The 21,144-nt window shown below is 55.4% G+C and carries 18 protein-coding genes; 15 read left to right on the top strand and 3 right to left on the bottom strand.

Annotated elements, in window-relative coordinates:
- Positions 1 to 72: 72 nt before the first annotated feature.
- From VMN77_09070 to VMN77_09040, 7 genes are all read left to right on the top strand, one after another.
- Positions 73 to 855, top strand: a complete 783-nt coding sequence (locus VMN77_09070) for an ABC transporter ATP-binding protein (GenBank protein ID HTN43930.1) — start codon at positions 73 to 75, stop codon at positions 853 to 855.
- A gap of 308 nt (positions 856 to 1,163) precedes the next feature.
- Positions 1,164 to 1,580 carry an energy transducer TonB gene (locus tag VMN77_09065; GenBank protein HTN43929.1) on the top strand — a complete coding sequence of 139 codons (417 nt, stop codon included), beginning with the start codon at positions 1,164 to 1,166 and terminating at the stop codon, positions 1,578 to 1,580.
- Between the two features lie 106 nt (positions 1,581 to 1,686).
- Positions 1,687 to 3,654, top strand: a complete 1,968-nt coding sequence (locus tag VMN77_09060) for a TonB-dependent receptor (GenBank protein ID HTN43928.1) — start codon at positions 1,687 to 1,689, stop codon at positions 3,652 to 3,654.
- 34 nt (positions 3,655 to 3,688) lie between these two features.
- Positions 3,689 to 4,270, top strand: coding sequence for a cob(I)yrinic acid a,c-diamide adenosyltransferase (locus VMN77_09055; protein HTN43927.1), 582 nt, complete (start codon positions 3,689 to 3,691; stop codon positions 4,268 to 4,270).
- A 46-nt stretch (positions 4,271 to 4,316) separates the two neighbouring features.
- On the top strand, positions 4,317 to 4,520 hold the full coding sequence (locus VMN77_09050) for a DNA gyrase inhibitor YacG (GenBank protein ID HTN43926.1): 204 nt from the start codon (positions 4,317 to 4,319) through the stop codon (positions 4,518 to 4,520).
- Positions 4,489 to 5,004, top strand: coding sequence for a hypothetical protein (locus VMN77_09045; GenBank protein HTN43925.1), 516 nt, complete (start codon positions 4,489 to 4,491; stop codon positions 5,002 to 5,004). Before VMN77_09050 ends, VMN77_09045 begins: the two co-directional genes overlap by 32 nt.
- Before the next feature lie 72 nt (positions 5,005 to 5,076).
- The gene (locus VMN77_09040; GenBank protein ID HTN43924.1) at positions 5,077 to 7,122 is read left to right on the top strand and encodes a cation:proton antiporter; all 2,046 of its coding nucleotides are present in this window, start codon (positions 5,077 to 5,079) and stop codon (positions 7,120 to 7,122) included.
- 65 nt (positions 7,123 to 7,187) lie between these two features.
- On the opposite strand, the gene lptG is transcribed toward VMN77_09040, so the two are convergent.
- A complete protein-coding gene (gene lptG / locus VMN77_09035) occupies positions 7,188 to 8,270 on the bottom strand; it encodes an LPS export ABC transporter permease LptG (protein HTN43923.1) in 1,083 nt (360 codons plus the stop codon).
- A gap of 10 nt (positions 8,271 to 8,280) precedes the next feature.
- Positions 8,281 to 9,408 (bottom strand): LptF/LptG family permease, encoded by a 1,128-nt coding sequence (locus VMN77_09030; protein ID HTN43922.1) that lies wholly within the window; start codon positions 9,406 to 9,408, stop codon positions 8,281 to 8,283.
- Between the two features lie 281 nt (positions 9,409 to 9,689).
- On the opposite strand from VMN77_09030, the gene VMN77_09025 reads away from it, so the two are divergent.
- The 3 genes from VMN77_09025 (at position 9,690) to VMN77_09015 (ending at position 14,014) form a co-directional block, all read left to right on the top strand.
- On the top strand, positions 9,690 to 9,899 hold the full coding sequence (locus VMN77_09025) for a cold-shock protein (GenBank protein HTN43921.1): 210 nt from the start codon (positions 9,690 to 9,692) through the stop codon (positions 9,897 to 9,899).
- A 225-nt stretch (positions 9,900 to 10,124) separates the two neighbouring features.
- Positions 10,125 to 13,097, top strand: a complete 2,973-nt coding sequence (locus VMN77_09020) for a tetratricopeptide repeat protein (GenBank protein HTN43920.1) — start codon at positions 10,125 to 10,127, stop codon at positions 13,095 to 13,097.
- 98 nt (positions 13,098 to 13,195) lie between these two features.
- On the top strand, positions 13,196 to 14,014 hold the full coding sequence (locus VMN77_09015; protein HTN43919.1) for an AAA family ATPase: 819 nt from the start codon (positions 13,196 to 13,198) through the stop codon (positions 14,012 to 14,014).
- 21 nt (positions 14,015 to 14,035) lie between these two features.
- Here VMN77_09015 and VMN77_09010 read toward each other — a convergent pair whose 3' ends face one another.
- On the bottom strand, positions 14,036 to 14,998 hold the full coding sequence (locus tag VMN77_09010; protein HTN43918.1) for a D-glycerate dehydrogenase: 963 nt from the start codon (positions 14,996 to 14,998) through the stop codon (positions 14,036 to 14,038).
- Between the two features lie 250 nt (positions 14,999 to 15,248).
- On the opposite strand from VMN77_09010, the gene VMN77_09005 reads away from it, so the two are divergent.
- From VMN77_09005 to purH, 5 genes are all read left to right on the top strand, one after another.
- Positions 15,249 to 16,832, top strand: coding sequence for a peptide ABC transporter substrate-binding protein (locus VMN77_09005; GenBank protein HTN43917.1), 1,584 nt, complete (start codon positions 15,249 to 15,251; stop codon positions 16,830 to 16,832).
- Positions 16,829 to 17,752 carry an ABC transporter permease gene (locus VMN77_09000; protein HTN43916.1) on the top strand — a complete coding sequence of 308 codons (924 nt, stop codon included), beginning with the start codon at positions 16,829 to 16,831 and terminating at the stop codon, positions 17,750 to 17,752. The genes VMN77_09005 and VMN77_09000 overlap by 4 nt, the downstream gene beginning before the upstream one ends.
- 51 nt (positions 17,753 to 17,803) lie before the next feature.
- Positions 17,804 to 18,640: an ABC transporter permease gene (locus VMN77_08995; GenBank protein ID HTN43915.1), complete on the top strand. Its 837-nt coding sequence runs from the start codon at positions 17,804 to 17,806 to the stop codon at positions 18,638 to 18,640.
- 296 nt (positions 18,641 to 18,936) lie between these two features.
- Complete coding sequence (locus tag VMN77_08990; protein HTN43914.1) at positions 18,937 to 19,500, top strand: isoprenylcysteine carboxylmethyltransferase family protein; 564 nt, start codon at positions 18,937 to 18,939, stop codon at positions 19,498 to 19,500.
- Between the two features lie 22 nt (positions 19,501 to 19,522).
- Positions 19,523 to 21,091 carry a bifunctional phosphoribosylaminoimidazolecarboxamide formyltransferase/IMP cyclohydrolase gene (gene purH, locus VMN77_08985; protein HTN43913.1) on the top strand — a complete coding sequence of 523 codons (1,569 nt, stop codon included), beginning with the start codon at positions 19,523 to 19,525 and terminating at the stop codon, positions 21,089 to 21,091.
- The last annotated feature ends 53 nt before the right edge of the window (positions 21,092 to 21,144 follow it).

The following is a 21,144-nucleotide window of genomic DNA, read 5'->3' as shown; positions in this document are numbered from 1 at the left end:
GAGGCGACCCGGCGAGAATAGCGAGCGGGAGGGGCGACGCGAATCACTATAGGAGGCGGTCACGAAACGGAGATGGCTACGATTTATACATTGCAAGACGTGAGTTTTCGCTACGAATCGGCTTGGGTTCTAAAAGGGATCAATCTGGCGATCGAACAGGGAGAGGTCCTGGGTCTGATCGGCCCCAACGGTTCCGGAAAGACCACCCTTATGAAAATATTGGGCCGGCATCGGAAACCCGGTGAGGGGGGAATATGGTTGGGATCGGAAAACCTCTCGACCGTTCCGCTGGGCACGCTGGCCCGGCGTGTGAGCATGGTCCCTCAGGAGTTTCCGGCCCCGTTTCATTATACCGTTCTTGAAATGGTTCTGATGGGACGCTACCCGCATATGAAAGGATGGGCGTTTGAGAGCGCGGAGGATTATGGCATCGCCCGGTCCGCGATGGAGCGCATGGGCGTGGATTCGTTCGCCCGCCGATTTTTCACCGAGCTGTCGGGCGGGGAAAAACAACGCGTGATCATCGCCCGCGCGCTGGCGCAGCAGGCGGAGGTCCTTCTGCTGGATGAGCCGGCGACGTTTCTGGATCTTCACCACCAAGCCGGGATTTACAAACTGCTTGGAGAACTGAATCGGCAGGACGGTATGACGGTGGTGGTCGTTTTACACGACCTGACCATGGCCTCCCAGCTCTGCCGGAGACTGCTCTTATTGAATGAAGGACGGGTGGTCCGGGTGGGAACACCCTCCGAAGTGTTGACGGAAAAAGTGATCGAAGAAGTCTACCGCTGCCGGGCCGCGGTCGATGCGCATCCGACAACCGGCCATCCAAGAGTTACCGTGATTCCGGAGTAGAAATGGACGGGAATAAACCGGCAGCTTGGAAATTTGTCGCGGCTTCGGTCGGGTTTCATTTCCTGATCGGAGGGCTGTCTCTTTGTATTCTATGGAAGCCATGGTCATCGCATCAGCCCGTCTCGGTGGTGCAGGTCAGCCTGGTCGATCCGATGGATACTCGGCCGGCATCGGTTAGGTCGTCGGGGCCCTTTAAGAATCGGCCGATTTCATCGGCGCCTTCACGGGGTCAGCCGGACCCCGTCAAATCATTCGTGCCCGTACCTCCGGATTCCGCTAAAGAGAATCGTGAATCCGCGAGCCTTGAAATGTCCAATGAATCATCTGTCCAATCGCAGGAGGAAGAGGTTCAACCGTTATCGACCGATTCACCCGCGGTTGATAGCACGCGGGCCCAATATGATTCTATCGCGGAAGACGAAACGCGGTCGGATGCGCTATCCCATTTTCTCTCGGATGTTCGGGATCGTCTGGAGCAGGCCAAACATTATCCATGGTTGGCCAGAATTCAAGGGCAAGAAGGAACGGTTCGGGTTCAATTTGTGATCGATGCGACGGGCGAGGCGCGGGAGATCCGTCTCCTCGAATCCTCCCGATCGAAGATTCTCGATCAGGAAGCGGTCGAGACCGTTAGGCGGGTGGGGCGCTTCGCTCACTTTCCCGTTTCATGGAATAAAACGATCCAGGTCCAGGTGCCGTTGGTGTTTCAACTGAATCCGCCGTGACCGGAGCCGAAAGGAGGTGCGGATGAAGTTTGTTTTCGCAGGAATATTGGCGGTATTATTATTTGGAACCGGTTCAATCGTTTTGGCTCAGAATGAAGGAGGACCCATGGAATTGGGGCCGGTCGTGGTCACGGCCACACGGCAGGAAGAGCACGTCCTTGATGTTCCGTCCCATGTTACGGTGATCACATCGGAGGACATCCGACGGACGAACGCGACGAATGCCGGGGACCTGCTCCGAACGGAGGCCGGTCTCTGGGTCACCAACACCAGCGGCTCCACGCCATCCGGAATCATGATCGACGGCCGTGGATTCAACGACGGGGGCGGCAACGGCAGCCGGGTGCTGGTTCTGATCGACGGCCGTCGGGCCAATGCGGTCGACACGAGCAATCCGGACTGGGCCGCGATCCCGGTCGAGGCGATTGATCGGATCGAGATCGCCCGCGGCCCGGCCACGTCGCTCTATGGGGATAACGCCATCGCAGGCGTCATCAACATCATCACCAAGTCCGGGGCCCGTGAGCCCTATACGGATCTTTCCCTCGAGCGAGGCAGTTATGATTATTGGAAACGCAAGGCGGCCATTTCTCAAACGTCGGGAGCCTTGGGATATTACCTGTACGGGGGCTTTGATACAAGCGACGGTTACCGGGAGCACAGCGACTACCGGGCCTCCAATTACATCGGAAATTTCAATTACAAAGTCAGTGATTTTTCGACGCTCCATCTGCAGTCCGGGTACCTCAGCAACGATTATTTGCTTCCGGGCAGCCTCACCCAGGACGAAATCGACGCGGTCGGCCGGCGAGGATCGGTGACCCCCCTGGATAACGCGGGTGTCCATCAAGGTCGGCTCGACCTCTCGTTTGATTCGTACCTGGATCCCAATCACTGGATCGAATTTTCGACCGGCCAGACCCTTCGCGGAGACGGATCGCTGACGACCGTTCCGAATTCGGGTTCGACCGATCTGAGCGACGACAGCCGATCCGTGTCCTTGGCCGGAAAATACCGTATCACCGGACGGCTCGCCGGACGGGAAAATCGTTTCCTGGCGGGAACCGATCTCCTCAAGGAGGAGATCCATGCCCAGAGCGCGAACAATTATCCCGATCCCGCATTCCCGTTCGTCAATCTCGAAAAAACGGATTACACGCGCCGGTTGATCGGGGCCTATGCGAGCGAGGAACTCCCGATATTATCCGCGCTGACCCTTAACATGACCGGCCGCATGGATTGGTCCCGGTTTACGTATTCACAGGCGACGACGGACTTGACGACGAATTCAACGACCGACTCTTCCGGGAATCGGTCGTTTCGTGTCTTCAGCCCCATGATCGGGCTGATGTATCTGACAACACCCTCCACGAGTCTGTTCGCAACATGGTCCCGGAATTTCCGCTTTCCCAATCGGGACGAACTGACCGGCATTTTCGGCCTGACACCGGCACTCGATCCGGAGCAGGCGACCACCTATGAGGCGGGGGAAAAGTTCCAGGCCGGATCGGTCTTCGAAGGAACGCTTTCCATTTTTCGGACCGATGTTAAAAATGAAATCCTCTTTGTGCCTCCGGCGCTCGGCGCAGCGGCGTTCGGCGAAAACGAGAATGTTCCCGAAGTTCGACACGAGGGGATCGAGGCCTCGGCGTCGGTCCGGCCATCTTCGACCCTTCGCATCAAGGGGAGCTACACGATCACCCGAACCAGGATACAGCAGGGTCCGTTCGAAGGGAGTCACCTTCCCATCACCCCGAAACATGCCGGAAGTGTTTCGGCGGATTGGGGGAAAGATAAGGGGCCGCTTCTTTCCGCGACGGGTCGATTCGTCGGATCACGGTATTTGGCCAATGACCTGGCGAATCAGCAGGAAAAACTTCCCGAATACATCGTCGTTGATGCTAAACTTAGCTATCGATTTAAATCCGCCGAGGCATTTTTCGGGGTTAACAATATCCTTAACCGGAAGTATGATGATTTCGGAGGAGTTGGAGGCTTTCCGTTCGGGAGCCGAATCGGATTCAACCCCTCACCGGAACGGAATTTCATGGGCGGATTCACCGTTCGATTCTGAGGCGGGCCACGGGCCGATTTCATTCGGGGGAAAGATGAGAATCACACGGGTCTATACACGGACCGGCGATAAGGGCAAAACCCGACTGGCCGGCGGGCAAATGATATCAAAGGATCAACTTCGAATCGAGGCCTATGGGACGGTGGATGAGTTGAACTCCGCGGTCGGCGTGGTGCGGGCTTTTAACCGGCCGGATGCGAAGCGTCTCGTCCAAGCCCGGAGGCTTGAGACCGAACTCCACCGTATTCAGAATCGTCTGTTCGATATCGGCGGGCTGCTGGCAACGTTGCCCAAGGATCAGAAGCGGTTCAAAAATTTACCCCGGATCGGTTCCGAGGAAGTTCTGCACCTCGAAAAGCTTATGGATAGGTGTCAGAAGGATTTGAGGCCGCTGAAAGAATTCGTCCTGCCAACCGGGGGTCCGCTCACGGCCTTTCTTCATCTGTCCCGGACGATCTGCCGGCGGGCCGAGCGGCTTTGTGTTCGTTTGGATCGCGTGGAAGGGGTTGACCCGGAGATCCTCAAATACCTCAACCGCCTGAGCGACGCCTTATTTGTTCTGGCCCGGTGGATGGGCCGTGCGCACCGGGAGCCGGAGACGCTTTGGGATCGGTGAGTCCGGGGGGCTTGCGTCGTTCCTTCCACTGCGGTATGATTATTTCATGGACCTTCCTTGCCCGATCTGTCATAAATCACTGGAGTGGACGAACAATCCATTCCGCCCGTTTTGCTCCGAGCGCTGCCGGCTGACCGATCTGGGAAACTGGGCCGCCGAGAAATACCGGATCAAAGCGGACCAAAAAACCGAACAACCGGAATCCCAGAATCCCGCCGATGCCGAAATTCATCACGGTCAAGAAAACTGAACAGGAGCAACAGCAGGCCGCGCGGTATCTGAAGAACTCGCTCGTCTATTCTTCGGCCCTGATCGGATTGATTTCCCTGATCCTGGGATACGGCGGGGTGATCTATCTCATTTTCAAGAGTGGGCCCATGGCGCCACTTCTGACCGACAGTCTGATTCTGTTGTCGGTCGGCCTGATTGCCGGACTTTTGCAGGCCGGCTATCAACATTATCTTTATAAAACCCATCCGGCCTATTTTGCGGACCGCATGCGCCGGGCCGAGCTGAGACTGACCCGCCAGCTTAAGAAGCTCGGAGATCCGGTGCGGGTGGAACATCCCGGGCGCTGGGCCGTGCCTTACCTGTATCTCGCCGCATGGGCCGGGTTTCTGGCGCTGATCGCCCTCTATCTCTCAAAATTAAATGTCGTCTCGGTTGTCTTTCTCCCGCTGGCGGGTTTTTTCAACGCGAGGTTTTTTTATTTAAAGCGTTTTGTTAAAAAATAGTCTCGCCGAACCTTGTCCGTTTGTGCTGATCCAGGCCGGGTCTATGAGCCTTGGTTTCCGGAGTTAAATGTTATGCCCCACCTCCAATTTCTCCAGGACCTGGTCGTTATTTTCGGCTTTTCGATCATCGTCGTCCTGATATTCCAGCGGATTCACCTTCCCTCCATCATCGGATTTCTGATCGCCGGCACCCTCGTGGGACCCTACGGTCTGAACCTGATCGACGATGCGGATCAGGTCAGTGTCTTGGCCGAGATCGGCGTTGTCATGCTCCTGTTCACGATCGGCCTGGAATTCTCGCTCGCGCGACTCTCGAACGTGCGGGCTTTTATCCTGACGGGGGGAGCGCTTCAGGTGGGGCTCACGATCCTCATCACGACCGTGGTCTTTCTGAGCCTCCAGGTATCGTGGAAGACCGGGATCTTTTGGGGATTCCTGCTGGCGTTGAGCAGCACCGCGATTGTCCTGAAGATTTTAATGGATCGAAATGAACTGGACGCGCCGCACGGGCGTCTTTCGGTGGGAATCCTGATTTTTCAGGACCTGGTCGTGGTTCCGATGATGTTGGTGACGCCGTTCCTTGGGAACGGGAACGGAAGGCCGGAATCGACCGCACTGATCCTGTTCACGGTGGTCAAGCTGGTGCTCCTGCTGGGCGGTCTTTTGTTGGCGGCCCGATGGGTCGCCCCGAAGTTGCTTATGTGGGTGGTCCGAACCCGAAGCCGTGAAATCTTTGTCATTGCCGTGATCCTGATCTGCATGGGAATCGCCTGGCTCACCTCCCGGATCGGCCTTTCGCTGGCGATCGGGGCGTTCATTGCCGGACTGGTCATTTCGGAGTCGGAGTACGGCCATCAAGCGCTGGCCGAAGTAGTCCCTTTTCGGGATAGCTTCAACGGTCTGTTTTTTGTCTCGATCGGGATGTTGCTCGATCTCAGGCTTCTGGTGAACCAGCCGCTTCTGATTCTCGGGGCGGCTGCGGGCGTCATGGTTCTCAAAGGACTGATCGCGGGGGGGGTGACCCTGGCCATGGGTTACCCCGTCCGTGTTGCGGCCTTGGTCGGCCTTGCGCTTCTTCAGGTCGGGGAGTTCTCATTCGTTTTGGCCCAATTCGGTCAGGATCAGGGCGTATTGGTCGGACAGCCCTATCAGCATTTTCTCGCCATCTCGATCCTGAGCATGATCGCCACGCCCTTTCTCATCCAACTGGGGCCGCCCCTGTCCGACCGTGCCGAATCCTTCCAACCCCTCAGAAGATTGTTCGGGACCCGACAACTGACCGATCTTCAACCCAAAGATCTGGAGCTAAAGGACCATGTGATCATTGCCGGATACGGATTCAACGGACAAAATCTCGCGAGGACCTTGAAGGAGGCCGGCCTTAAGCACGTCGTGGTCGACATTCACGGAGATTTGGTTCGCTTGGGTCGAACCCAAAATATTCCGATATACTTCGGGGACGTTACGCGCCCCGAAGTACTCCGGCAATTGCGAATCGATGCGGCCAAGATGTTGATCTTGGCCGTTTCGGATCCCTTCGCGTTGCGCCGGGCGCTGCGCGTCGCCCGGCAGGCGAATCCGTCGATTCAGATCGTGGCCCGGTCGCGGTACGTCCGTGACCTGGATGAACTTTTTCAGTTGGGTGCGAACGACGTGGTGCCGGAGGAGCTGGAAAGCTCGGTGGAGATCGCCGGAATCGTCCTCAAACGGTACCGGGTTCCCCCCGGACGGATTACCCGGAAACTGGAGGAAATCCGGCGGGAGGGATATTCGAGCCTGAGCCGCGCCGCGATTCAGCCGATCCTCACGAGAGAAATTCTACCGCCCGAGGTGGAGGTGTTCCGGCATCGTCTTATGCCCGATTCGCTTGCCGTCGGAAAAAGTTTGGCCCAGTTGGAGCTTCCGTTTCGAACCGGCGCGATCATTGTCGCCGTCATTCGGGGGGAGGAGACCCGGGCCAATCCCGGCGGCGCCTTTGTCCTGGAACCGGAAGACATGCTCGTGCTGGCGGGAGTGGAGGAGGTGATTCGCCAGGCGATCATCTATCTCGATGAAGGAGACCACGGCCATTTGACCCCGTCGGGACCCGGCGAGGGAAGCCCGGCCTCATCGGCCTGAAATTTTCGGGATCCGTCATCCGACTGCTCGGGCGGAACCAAGCCTTGGCAGATGCCGGTGCCTCTTTATTGCCGGATTCCGAGGTAAAGGTAGACTCCGATGGACAGAAAGAGCAGATTGGCCAGGCTGCTGGCCAGAAGGGGCGGGATCAATCCAGCATGGCCAAAGGAAAGTGCGATGGAATGAACGATCCAGTAGCCGCTGGCAATCAATAAACTGATGCCGATGCCCCGCGCGACCCCGCGTGACCTGGTCTCCACCAGTCCGAAGGGGATGGCAATCAAGCTCATCACGAAGCTGACAAAGGGAAGCGAAAGCTTGTTATAAAGATCGACACGGTATCGCCTGACGTCGTAACCATCCTTGTCCAGGCGGTTGATATATTTTTTGAGCTCGCCGAATTTCATTTTATCCGTGTCGATGTCCAGTCCTTTGAACTCCTGTGGTTTTCTTTGAAAAGTGGCCGTCTGTTTGTCGAAAAGGTCTTCGGTGACTTTTCCGTCTTCGGAAAAATCCATGACCCGGCCTTGATACATGATCCATGCCCCGTTTTCGTATTGGACCCGCTTGGCTTGGATGCGTTCCTGCAATGTGGAGTCGTCCCGAAGCTTGTAAAGCGTAACATCATGCAGCACCCGGTTGATCGGATCGACCAGGCCGATGTTGAGGAATGTGTGGCGTCCGTCCCGTATCCAGAGATGGCTTTGGCCGTAGTAAGCCTGTTCCTGGTACTTTTTGATTTTAACAAACTGAACGAAGTCGGTCTTTTGCTTGGTGAGGGGAATGAATGAAAGGTTGCCAAGACCCAGAAGGAGACTTGCGGCAAATGCGAGGATCAGTATCGGAGAGGTTGCGTAATTCAGACTGACGCCATTGCTTTTCAGCGCCACGATCTCATTGTTCCTGGACTGAAGTCCCAGGAGGATCAGCGTGGAGACCAGCATGGCGATCGGCGCAATATCAAAAACGGTCTTCGGGATTTTAAGACCGAAATAAAGAAATATCAACCGGAATGAAGCGTTTTCCTGGATAAGGCGCCCGATCTTGCTGAAAAAATCGATGGTGATATAGACCAGGACAAGCGTCGCGAGACAGAGGAGGAGAATCTTTATATACTCGCGAAAAATGTATTTGAGCAGTATCGGCAAATTCATCTCCTCATCGCCCGCCAGGACGAAGCGATTGAATCCAAAACCCGCGGTTGGATCCCATGATAAAAAAGGCCGCAAGTACAGTCATCAGCAGGTTCGGCAACCAGGCCGCAAACAAGGGAGCCAGCAGGAATGATGTGACCAGAAAATCCGAGATGATCATGAACAGGTAATAGAGCAGGGCCATCGCGATACCGAGCGCAAAACCGCCGAGACGACCGCCTTGTTTAATGACCAATCCAAGGGGAATTCCGACAATTCCAAAAATGAGGCAGGAGAACGGGAAGGAATAAGTTTTATAATATTCCTCAAGGGTCCTCCGCTCGTTGCGTGCCAACGGCTGAGAAGCGGCCATTCTCATTTTGATCTGCTGGATCCTGAGCGCGGGGTCGGTATCCCCGGACGCATGGTTGACGGCCGCGGCCAAATCTAGTTTGAACTCATACTTCCTAAACGTTATCCATTGATAGCGGGGCGGATCTCCGCTTTCTCGGTGCTGGCTGCCGTTCAGTAAGCGAAGGCCGACCAGATCCGATGTCGGGTCGCCTAATATCATTCCCTCCTGCGCCAAAATCAACACCGGCTGGTTGGGGTCCCTGAGATCGTAAATTAGGATGCCGTTAAGCTGAGTGGGGGTGGGCATTTCGTCGACATAGATCATCATATTTTCCAAAGGCTCATTGAATATGCCGGGCTCCAGCCCCAAGGAAAACTCCTGTTTGAGCAGGTCCATGGCCGCTTTCTTCATGTTGAGACCGACCCAGGGCTGACCCCAGGCCGATAGACTGAACGTCATTCCGAACGACAGGACCGCGAAAACGAGAACCGGAACCGCTAATCGCGACAGGCTGATACCGCTGGCCATCAAACCTGTTATCTCATGATCGGCCATCAATCGCGAAAAACTAATAATCGTTGCAATCAGGACCCCCATCGGAATGGCGATAATCAGAAAGGTCGGCAAGAGAAAAATAAAAATTCGGCCGACGGTTAAGAATGAGACCCCCTTGTTGATCAACAGTTCGGTCAATTGCACCGTTTGTTCGATCAGGAGGATCATCATTAAGGCGGACAGAGTCAGCACGAAAGGTACCAGGAGCTCGATAAAAATGTATCGATCGATGATTTTCCACATAGGTCTTTTATAATGGAATTCTATGGAATTGTAAAGGTGATATAAAATCGACAAAATAGGGAGGGGGCCTGACTTCTTTAAAAAAATTCTTGACAAGCCTGAATGACTGTGTTACTTATGACCCGATTATTGAGTGTCCATAAAGTGAACACTGGTCTCTTTTGTGGAAGGAAAATGACGCGAAGCTTCATCAAGACCGCGGGGAAACATGGCCCGCGGTTTTTTGTTTTGCGGTCACGCGTGTAAAATTTCGGGGGACTGTGTAAAGAAAGGGGGGTGTTGTGAGAAGCAAGGGCACAGTGAAATGGTTTAACGATCGCAAAGGATTTGGGTTCATCAAATTGGAAGACGGCAAAGATGTTTTTGTACATTATTCCGCCTTGCAGGGCGACGGATTTAAAACTTTGAAGGAAGGGGAGCCGGTTGAGTTTGACGTTGTGGACGGCGCGAAAGGACCCCAGGCCGCCAACGTCGTCCGTCTTTCCGTTTAACGGGTTTCCCCTTTTTCATAAGTACCGAAGATTTAATTTAATTGATGATTATGACGACCCAGGAGATCCAAGTCTTCTGGACCCTTACAAATCCACCCTCGTATAAAAATAAATTACCCATCCTTTAAAAAGCCCCATTTTCATTAGTCGGATAGGCCTCTGCGTCGTTTGACATCCCCACTAACTTCTGGTATTTTTTAAATAAAGTGACTTTAGGGGTGTCCATTGGCCGATAAAGCGACGATCGTGCAGAATGCCCAACGCTACATGGCGAAGGGCCAGATTGATAAAGCCATCGATGAATGGCAGAAACTCATCTCCGAGTCGCCTAATGATGGCAATATTTTCAACACGATTGGGGATCTGTTACTTAAAAAAAACGACGTTTCCAAAGCGGTTGAAGCCTACCTCAGAGGGGCGGAAGTATTCCGTTCCGCCGGTTTTGCGCTAAAAACCATTGCAATCTACAAAAAACTGATCAAACTCGTTCCTCAACGCCTGGATATTATTGTCAAGTTGGGAGATCTCAATGCGGAGCGAGGCCTTGTCGGAAACGCCGTAGAAGATTATTTGTTGGCCGCCAAACATTTTATTCAGGAAGGGGACGTCAAGGAGTGTCTTGAAATATATAGAAAAATAGCCAACTTGGACCCGAGCAATACGGGAATTCGCTTGAAGTTAGCGGACCTCTGTCTGAAGGAAGGAATGCAACAGGATGCCATCGACGAGTACCTGAAAGTTGCCGAGTCGTACCGCAATAACAAGCAGTTGAGAGAAGCGGACGATCTTTGTCATCGCATATTAAAGTTGGATCCCAAGAACGAAGCGGCACGAAAACAGATGGGGGGGGGCGCAGCAACTAAAGAGACTCCTTCACAATCGAGTTCGGAATCTAAAGAGCAACTGCTTACAAAGATCGGCGGTTTAGAGGGCATGCAGCTTGATGAGGCTCGGAAGCTCATGGATCAATATATTGAGCAGAATCCTGACGACCCCATCGGGTTTCATAAACTTGGGACGGTCGTCATGAAAACAGGCAACAAGGATGAGGCCTTCACCTGGTTTAAGAAGGCCGTTCACCAATACATGGACCGCAGCGAATACGGTCAGGCCGGAAAATTGATGAAGGAATACATTGAAGCCGATCCGGACCGAGGGGATGCCCATATTTTGCTTGCGGAGGCCTATGATCGCGGAGGGAGTGCACAACTCGCCGTTTCAACATATGCTCACGTCATTGATGGCGCACTGGCTTCAGGGGAGACGGCCCGCGCCAAAGAATTGTACGCCAAGATCAAAGGGCTTGACCCCCAGCACCACGATGTCCGACGCTTACGTCAATCCTTTGAGACCACGGAGGATTCTCAACCCCAGACCGTTCCTTCCGAATCATTCAACCAACCCGAGACTTCTGTGGCACCGCTCCCGGAAGAACCGGCGGACCTCGCTCAGGTGCTTTTGCCCTCCGAGAGCGATGTTCCTTCAGCGGAACCGGTGCCCATTGTTGATCAGGCCGCTCTTCAAAGCCTTTTCACGGAGGCTGAGGTTTATTTGAAGTACGGTTTGTCGACGAAGGCGATTGAACAGCTCCAGCAAATTCTCGCGGTGGACCCGGAAAATGAGGCGGCCCACCAGCAGCTCAAGGAAATCTATAAGAATGAAGGACAGAACGAGAAGGCGATTGAAGAATGCTTCCATTTAATGGAGATCTATAAAAAAGCGGGGGATTCAGAGCGGGGGACAGCCATCCTGGAAGAGGCGAAGACCATTGATCCGGAGAATCCGAAAATTCGTGAAGCAACGGACCTCTCTCCGATTATGGACAGCGGACGTATGAAGGCGATATTGGCCGATAAGCCGGCAGAGGTCGAGGCCGCTGGGCCCAGTACGGAATTAGACACCCCGGCACCGGAAGTTGGGTCCAAGGAACGGATTTCTTCCGAAGTCTCGGCCGCCACAGGTCATGAGCAGGAAAAAGTCGCCGAACAGATGGCCGAAGCGGATTTCTACCAGCAGCAGGGTCTTCGGGATGAAGCAAAAAAAATGTATGAGTCCATTCTGGCCCTTCAGCCTGATCTTCCCCCCGCCAAGGAGAAGCTCGAAGCCATCGCGGCGGAAGAGACCATCGAGTTGGAGATGAAGTCTCAAAAGGCTAAGACGTTTGAGGGGACACAGCCAGTGGCCGAATCACCGCCGAAACCTGAGACCAAGACCACCCGGCCGATTCAAGAGGCCCAGGTTCAAAAACAGGACAATGCGAAATCGGCCGATGAACGTCGCTTAGATGATGAACTTGAAAAATCCTTTGCTCCGTTCATGGGCACTGATACCAAGAAAGCGGTCGGGGAGCCCCCGGAAACCGCGGGCCATTACCCCACAGAAGCGGAGGAATCGGTAACCCATCAATCGGTCCTAAAAGAAAAGAAGGAACCGGAAAGAAAAACCGACAAAAAAAGCGGACGGTCCAATGGGCCCAAAGAGAATAAAGAAGAATTTGTTGATTTATCCGGGATATTAAATGAAAAAATTAAAGGGGATCCAAAGATCCATTCCAAGTCCGAACTTCACGATGAGAAGACGGTTAGCGAACAGCTGGACAGCATCTTTGAAGAGTTTCAAAAAGACGCGGTGCAGGTGGATGATATCGATTACGAAACCCATTATAACCTTGGAATCGCTTACAAGGAAATGGGGCTTATAAATGAAGCGATGATCGAATTTAAGCAGGCCATGGATGGGCCGGACCGCTTTATTGATTCATGCAACATGCTGGCGGCATGCCATCAGGAAGGCGGAGACCGTCTGGAAGCGATCAAGCTTTTGGAACGTGCCCTTTCTGACCCCCGGTGCGAAGAAACTCAAGGCCATTGGCTTCGTTATGACCTGGCCTCTCTATATGAAAAGGAAGGGCGGCCGGAAGAGGCCCTGAACATGTTCGGCAAGATCGCAGGGGCCGACCGAAACTTTAAAGACGTGATTAAGCGGATTGAAAATCTCGAAGGCCAGCTCGGAAAAAACCGCCGAAAGACACCGGCGGCATCGGTGACCCGCGCGGAGGAAGATGAAGATCTGGATGTGATGATGGATCGGATCTTCGGCGAGTCCACCCCAGCCGCCAAGACCCAACGCGGCAAGGCGGTTGACCAGGACAGTTCAAAAGAGGATGCCAGGAAGAAAGATCGGATATCCTATTTATAGGGGCTCGTGTCACCCTCCCCGCCGGTTGAGGCTGACCGGGCCCCCCACTCTCGGTGGCTATGTTCACTGGGGAATTATTTTAAAGGAAACCACGGTCCGTGAGCTACCTTGAACATTATAACCTGAAGGAAGAACCCTTCTCGAATTCGGTAGACAATCGGTTCTATTACAACAGCAAGCCGCATGCCGAAGCGTTGATCCGACTCAAATACGCGGCCGAGCAGCGGAAAGGCCTGGCCTTGCTGGTCGGGGATGTCGGCGCCGGGAAGACCACGCTGGCCCGTAGGCTTCTGGATGAACTGGATGAAAACAATTACGAATCGGCCCTCTTGATTGTCATCCACAGCTCGGTAACCTCCGAATGGCTTCTCCGTAAAATTTCGGTTCAGTTGGGCGTTCAGAAGCCGGCCGAGGCGAAGACCGATCTCCTCGGGCAGTTATATAACCGCCTGGCCGAGATTCATGATAAAAAGAAAAAGGCCGTTGTCCTGATCGACGAAGCCCAGATGCTTCAAACTCGGGAGGTCATGGAAGAGTTTCGCGGCATACTGAATATCGAATTGGACGGCCACAAATTGATCACCTTCATCCTTTTCGGCCTCCCGGAAGTGGATCAACATCTCGCCCTGGATGAACCGTTGAGACAGCGGGTGGCGATCCGTTATCACCTTCAGGCCTTCACCGAAGAGTCATCCGAGGATTATGTGAGGTACCGCCTCCAAATCGCCGGCTGCAAAAAGGAAATCTTTACCAAAACGGCGTACTCGGCGGTTCATCAGTATGCCAAGGGGATTCCCCGACTCATCAACACCGTATGCGACAATGCCCTGTTGGAAGGCTACCTTCGGAAAAAAGATCGGATCGATCATGACATGATCCGTGAGATTTCTGTCGATCTGAAACTGGCGGACACATAAAAAAGGTCCGTTTCCTGCTCGCTAGCGGACCGCGTTGGGCGCCGGTTTTCCTTTCAAAACCGCATGAATATTTTCGATCACCACCCAACCCATTCGAACTCGGGTCTCGACCGTGGCGCTGCCGAGATGGGGCAGCAATACGACATTCTGCAGAGACAGAAGGGCTCTTTGAACCGCGGGTTCTTCTTCGAAAACATCCAGTCCGGCCCCGGCTATTTTCCCGTTCTTTAATGCCGTTACAAGGGCCTTTTCGTCCACCACGGGACCCCTGGCCGTGTTAATGAGAAGGGCCGTTTTCTTCATGCGGTCGAATGCCCGGCGATTGATCAGGTGACGGGTTCCGGACGTGAGCGGGACGTGCAAGCTGACGAAATCGGCGGCTGCGAGCAGTCGCGGGAGCGACCGGTAGGTAACGTGAAGATTTTTCTCGATGGGCTTGGGTAAGCGCCGGCGGTTGTGATAGAGCAGGCGCATGCCGAAGCCGGCGGCTCTCTCGGCGACGGCCCGGCCGATCCGTCCCATTCCGATAAGCCCCAAGATCTTTCCGGAGACCTGCGTTCCCAGAAGCTGAGTGGGATTCCATCCCGTCCATCGGCCGGTGCGGACGAGACGGTCGCCTTCCACGACGCGCCTTGCGAGACTCAAGATCAAAGACCAGGTCAGATCGGCGGTGGCCTCCGTGAGCACGCCCGGCGTGTTCGTGACGGTGATTCGCCGGGCCGCGGCCGCTTTCATGTCGATGTTGTTGTAACCTACGGCATAATTAGCGATGACCCTCAATCCGGAATGGCTCGCGATCACCTCGGCGTCGATCGGGTCCGATAGCATTGAAATCAACGCCGGTCTTCCCTGCATCCCTCTTATCAGTTCCGGTTTGGTCAGCGGACGGTCATGGAGGTTATATTTCAGATCGAACTGGGTTTTCAGCCGCTGCATCACGGGCGGCGGCAAAACGCGTGTGAGAAAGACTCCGGGTTTCATCATTTTCCTCTTGGGTCAATTCCTCCCCGCCCTGTCCTTGGACCTTCCCGGCAGTCCAGGCGAGCGGGGAGGGGAGGCTTTCTCCGGCTTCGCCGGTCTGAGCGCGGGGTCCGGGGGCGACGGAGGATAGACAGCGCCGCACGGGCCCCAGACACGATTGGCCGCGACTTGAGCCCCTAATAAATAGTATTTTGAAACGGCATCATATATAATCAGGCGGAGGATTTCAATCCTTCCAAATAATCGGTTGCCGATGGAGCGAAGAATCATCACAGGGACCGTGATCGTTGGACTGGTGTTGGCTGTCGTGTTTGTCCGCGCCGGGGCGCGCGCCCCCCGGGCCTTGGATGGATCGACCTTTCGGATGACGCTTTCGAACGAACCGCCCACGCTCGATTGGAATCTGGCCACCGACAGCGTTTCGTTCGACGTTTTGATCAACCTGATGGAAGGTCTCACGGAATATGACGAACATCTCCGTCCGCGCCCGGCCGTGGCCCGTTCCTGGGACGTCTCACCCGATGGCCGCACCTATCTTTTTCACCTTCGTGAAGACGCCCGCTGGAGCGACGGAGAACCGGTCACGGCCGGAGATTTCGAGTATTCCTGGAAGCGCCTCTTGAATCCGAAAACCGCTGCGGAGTACGCCTACTTTCTGTACGACATCGAGGGCGCCGAGGATTATAACACCGGAAAGGCGGATCGACCGGACTCGGTCGGGGTCCGCGCGCTGGACAAGCGGACGCTTGAGGTCCGTCTGAGAAAACCGATCGTTTTTTTCCCGAGCATCACCACGTTCATGGTCACCTTCCCCATGCGCCGCGATATCGTCGAGAAATTCGGTGAGAGATGGACCGAGCCGGGCCGGATCGTGACCGACGGCCCTTTCATGCTGGGCGAATGGCGGCACGAATATAAGCTCACCTTGTCTCCAAACCCCTATTACTACGGACCCGAACCCGCACTGAGGAAGGTGACCCTGTTCGTCGTCAATGAAACCACGACCGCGTTGACCCTTTACGAGACCGGTGATCTGGAAATGGCCACGGTTCCGCCCGAGGCGATGGCCACCTACCGCGGGAGGTCCGAATATGTAACGGCCCCTATCCTCCGCGGATATTATTACGGCTTTAATGTGCAGAAGGCGCCATTCACGGATCCCCGAATCCGTCGCGCCTTTTCAATGGCGATCGACCGTACGGAATTTCCCGCCATCCTGAAACGGGGCGAGATCCCGGCGACCTTCTGGGTTCCTCCGGGAATGCCCTACCATAACCCCGCGATCGGTCTGCCCTTCGATCCCGAAGCCGCGCGAAGGCTGCTGGCCGGGGCGGGTTTTCCGGACGGGCGGGGTTTCCCGACCGTCACGGCGGTTTTCAATACCAGCCCGGAAAACAGCCTGATCGCCGAGAATCTCCAGGCGCAATGGAAACGGAACCTGGGCGTGGAAGTCCGGCTGGACAACCAGGAATGGAAGGTCTATCTCAAGCAGCTTCAGACGGACCCGCCGCCCTTGTTCCGCCTGGGGTGGGGAGCCGATTATCCCGATCCGGATAATTTCATGAATTTGTTCACCTCGACCAGCGGGAACAATCGGACCCGGTGGAGAAACGATCGGTACGATGAGCTGATCCGATCCGCCTCGGCCGATTCCGACCCTGTCCACAGGCAGAAGGCCTACGATGAAGCCCAGCGAATACTTCTTGAAACGGATGCGGCGATCATGCCGCTCTTCGTGGCGACCCAGAACTGGGTGATCAAACCTTACGTCCGCGGACTTCGAATCAATCCCCTCGAGCTGCTCGAGTTGAAGGACGTCCGCCTGGAGAAACCTTGATAGGATATACTCTGAAGAGATTGGCCTGGGGAATCCCCGTGCTATGGCTGGTGGCCACGGCGACCTTCGTTCTGATGCATGTGATCCCCGGAGGACCCTTTGACCAGGAAAAATCACTGCCGCCCGAAATCCGGGCGAATGTCGATTCCAAATACCATTTGGATCGGCCCGTTTTAACCCAGTATGTTTTTTATCTTGGAGACCTCCTGCGGGGGGACTTCGGGCCCTCGTATAAATATCTCGGACGGAATGTGAACGACATGATCCGGGAGACCTTTCCGGTTTCGATGCAACTCGGCCTTTGGGCCGTTTTGATTTCGATCCTCCTGGGTGTCGGCGCCGGGATCCTTGCGGCCGCACGGCCGCTTTCCTGGATGGACCACGCCGCCATGTTTCTGGCCACGGCCGGGATTTCGGTGCCGAGTTTTGTCATCGGCACGTTCCTCATCTTGATTTTCAGTTACCGTCTTCACCTGTTTCCGGCGGCGCTTTGGGAGGGATGGCGTTACAGTGTCCTTCCCGCCGTCACCCTGGCCCTGTTGCCCGCGGCCTATATCGCGAGGTTGACCCGGTCGAGCATGCTGGAAGTTCTAAATAAGGATTTCATACGGACCGTCCGGGCCAAGGGTTTCGGCGAGCGGCGGGTACTCTTCAAGCATGCCCTGAAAAATTCGATCACTCCGGTGGTATCCTTCCTCGGTCCGTTGACGGCGACGCTGGTCACCGGGTCCTTTGTGGTTGAATTTATCTTTTCGGTTCCGGGAATGGGTCGATATTTTATCACGGCCGTAACCAATCGTGATTACCCGCTGATCATGGGGGTGACGCTGATCTACGCCGTGCTGATTGTGGCGGCGAACATCGTGGTGGACCTGGTTTATATATGGTTGGATCCGAGGATGCGGATTAGGGATCATTAGAGGGTGGCGGAGACGGGCCGGCGGAATTCCGGGTCCCGCGTGCGGAATCTCATGACGGTTCAGCGATTCATTCGATCCCATTCCAGAATCCTCATCAGCGGGGGATTTATCCTGTTGATCGGGGTGGCGGCGCTGGCCGCTCCATGGCTGGCGCCCTATCCATACGATCAGCAGGATACCCATTCCATCCTTCAGGGCCCGAGTCCGCAACACTGGATGGGTACGGACCGTCTCGGACGGGACCTTTTTTCCCGATTGCTTTTCGGCGCGCGGATGTCCATGGCGGTCGGGGTCTTTACGGCGCTGTTTGCTGTGATGTTCGGCACGGTTTACGGCGCCGCGTCCGGATACGTGGGAGGAAGAACGGACAACCTCCTCATGCGGTTCGTGGATCTGGTCTATGCGCTGCCGGACCTCCTGTTGATTATTCTGATCACGGTGACGATCGGACGGGGGGTACTGGGGATATTTCTGGCCTTAAGCCTCGTGAGCTGGGTGACGGTGGCGCGGATCATTCGAGGAGAGGTCTTGAGGCTGCGGGAGTTCAGCTATGTGGAGGCCGCCCGCGCCGTCGGCGCGCCGCATCACCGGATCCTGCTCGTCCATATTCTTCCCAATACGCTGGGCGTGCTGATCGTGACCCTGACATTCCGCATACCGGCCGCGATCCTGGCCGAATCCACCTTGAGTTTTATCGGCCTCGGAATCGCGCCCCCGTTTGCCAGCTGGGGCAGCATGGCGAACGAGGGCTGGAGCGCGATGAAGTACTATCCCCATCTGATTTTGTTCCCGAGCCTTGTTTTGTTTCTGACGATGGTCGCCTTCAACGTCCTGGGCGACGCCCTGCGTGATGCCCTTGATCCCGAGCGGCGTCCGAGAGCCGCATAAATGGACGGGGGAATCAATTCCTCCTTGAATTTCCGCCGGGTATCTGGTATTCTACCGACACTTTTGAAGAACCCCGGCTACCCAGCCGAGGGTTCTTCGATCCGTGGGGAAAAAGTCTATATTTTTTTATTCGCTCGCCGATCCGCCTTCACAGGCGGAAATCGCGCTCGCTATGCGGATTCAAGTGAGGTTCAGGTTTCCCTTGTCCGAATCCAGCGAGCCAAGCGGGCGAGGGGGGGCTCCCCCCTCTTCGCGGGTGGAGGGGACGTCGCGAGCCCCTAGTATACGGAGAGAACGTGGCGACACCCTTGGCCGAGCGATACAAGCGCGTAACGATAAAAACAGTCCCGGTCTATCTCGCCCTGATCCTTCTGATCATCTTCGCCCGTCCGACCCTCGGCGGGTTTATTCCGGGTCTCCTGATCGTTCTCGCTGGAGAAGCGTTACGGGTCTGGGCCGCGGGCCATTTAAAAAAAACCAAAGAGGTCACGACTACCGGGCCCTACGCTTATGTGAAGAATCCGCTCTATCTTGGGACGCTTTTGATCCTGATCGGATTCTGCCTCATGGCCCGGAACCTTTATCTTCTCGTCATGGGTCTGGCGATTTTTTTTGTTTACTATGCTCCGTTCAAAAAGAAACGCGAAGGGAAAAGGTTGCGCGAGCATTTCGGTCAGGCCTGGGACGATTATGATCGGGCCGTTCCGGATTATCTGCCAAGCCTTCACCCCTATCCGGGACGGGGAACCGGTCGGTGGGAACGGAAATGGTTTTATGAAAACAGCGAAGACGGAACGGCCCTGGCGGTCGCCCTGGGCATCTTCGCAATCGGTTTGCGGTATTGGTTCAGCGCGGGGTAGATCAATATCATCGAGGAAAAAAATGAAGATTCAACGGGCATTAATCAGCGTGTCGAATAAAGAAGGCGTGGTCGAGTTGGCCAAGGGGCTGGCCGCGCTGGGGGTCGAGATCCTCTCCACCGGGGGAACGGCCAAGACATTAAAAGAGGCGGGCATTCCGGTCAAGGATGTGGCTGAATTCACCGGCTTTCCGGAGATGCTGGACGGCCGCGTCAAGACGCTTCATCCCAAGATTCACGGCGGACTCTTGGCGAAACGGGACGATCCGACGCATGTGGCCCAAATGAAGCAGCAGGGCCTGGAGCCGATCGATCTCGTCGCGGTGAATCTCTATCCCTTCGAAGCGACCGTGGCCAAGCCGAACGTCCGTTTCGAAGAGGCGATCGAGAACATCGACATCGGCGGACCGGCCATGCTGCGGTCCTCGGCCAAAAACTTCGAGCACGTGACGGTCATCGTCGACCCCCGTGATTATCCGAAAGTGTTGGAAGAGCTTCGAAGCCACAACGGGACGATTTCCCGGGAAACGCGTCTGGGACTTGCGAAAAAAGTCTTCAACCACACCGCCCGTTATGACAGCGTGATCTCCTCCTATCTTGAGAACCAAGGGAAAGAACCGGATCGCGTACGATTTCCCGGCATCTTCACGCTGCAGTTTGAGAAGGTCGAGGATCTCCGTTACGGGGAGAATCCGCACCAGCAGGCCGCTTTCTATCGCGAGTTCCAGCTCTCCGAGCCTTCGGTGTCGACGGCCAAACAACTGCACGGCAAGGCGATGTCCTTCAATAATTTTCTGGACGCCAACGCCGGCCTGGAGCTCGTGAAGGAATTTAACGAGACGGCGGCCGTGATCATCAAGCACAACAACCCGTGCGGGGTGGCCACCGGAGAAACAATCCTCGAAGCCTACACGAAGGCCCGGGCCACGGATCCGGTGTCGGCCTTCGGCGGGGTCATCGCTTTCAACCGCCCTGTGGATGTCGAGACGGCGGAAGAGATCGCCAGGATGTTTGTCGAGATCGTGATCGCCCCCGGCTTTGAACGCGGCGCCCTGGACGTGTTTAAAAAGAAGAAGGATCTTCGTCTGCTGGATGTCGGCCCTGATTTGAAAGTGACTTGGGAACGACGAGGCGAGATGGACATCAAGCGGGTCGTCGGGGGGTTGATTTTACAGGACCGCGACCTGGGCCGGATCGAGGATCTGAGAAAACTGAAGGTCGTCACGAAGCGCAAACCCACGGATGAAGAGTACGAAGCCATGGCCTTTGCCTGGATTGTCTGCAAGCATGTCAAGTCAAACGCCATCGTTTATGCGCGACCGGGCCAGACGATCGGAATCGGTGCCGGACAGATGAGCCGGGTCGATTCGGTGAAAATTGCCATGATGAAAGCGCAATCCCCGCTGGCCGGAACCGTGATGGCCTCGGACGCCTTCTTCCCTTTTCGCGATGGTTTGGACGAGGCCGCGAAAGCGGGCGTCAGGGCGGTCATCCAGCCCGGGGGGTCGATCAAGGATGAAGAGGTCATCCGGGCCGCCGATGAACACGACATGGCCATGGTGATGACCGGCATGCGTCATTTTAGACATTAATTTTTTGGTTTTCTGAGAGACCCTCGCGTGATTTCGTGGGGACGACCCCCTGG

Source organism: Nitrospiria bacterium (assembly GCA_035498035.1).
In the GTDB taxonomy this organism is placed as follows: domain Bacteria; phylum Nitrospirota; class Nitrospiria; order JACQBZ01; family JACQBZ01; genus JACQBZ01.
This window is presented reverse-complemented; position numbering and strand designations above follow the sequence as displayed.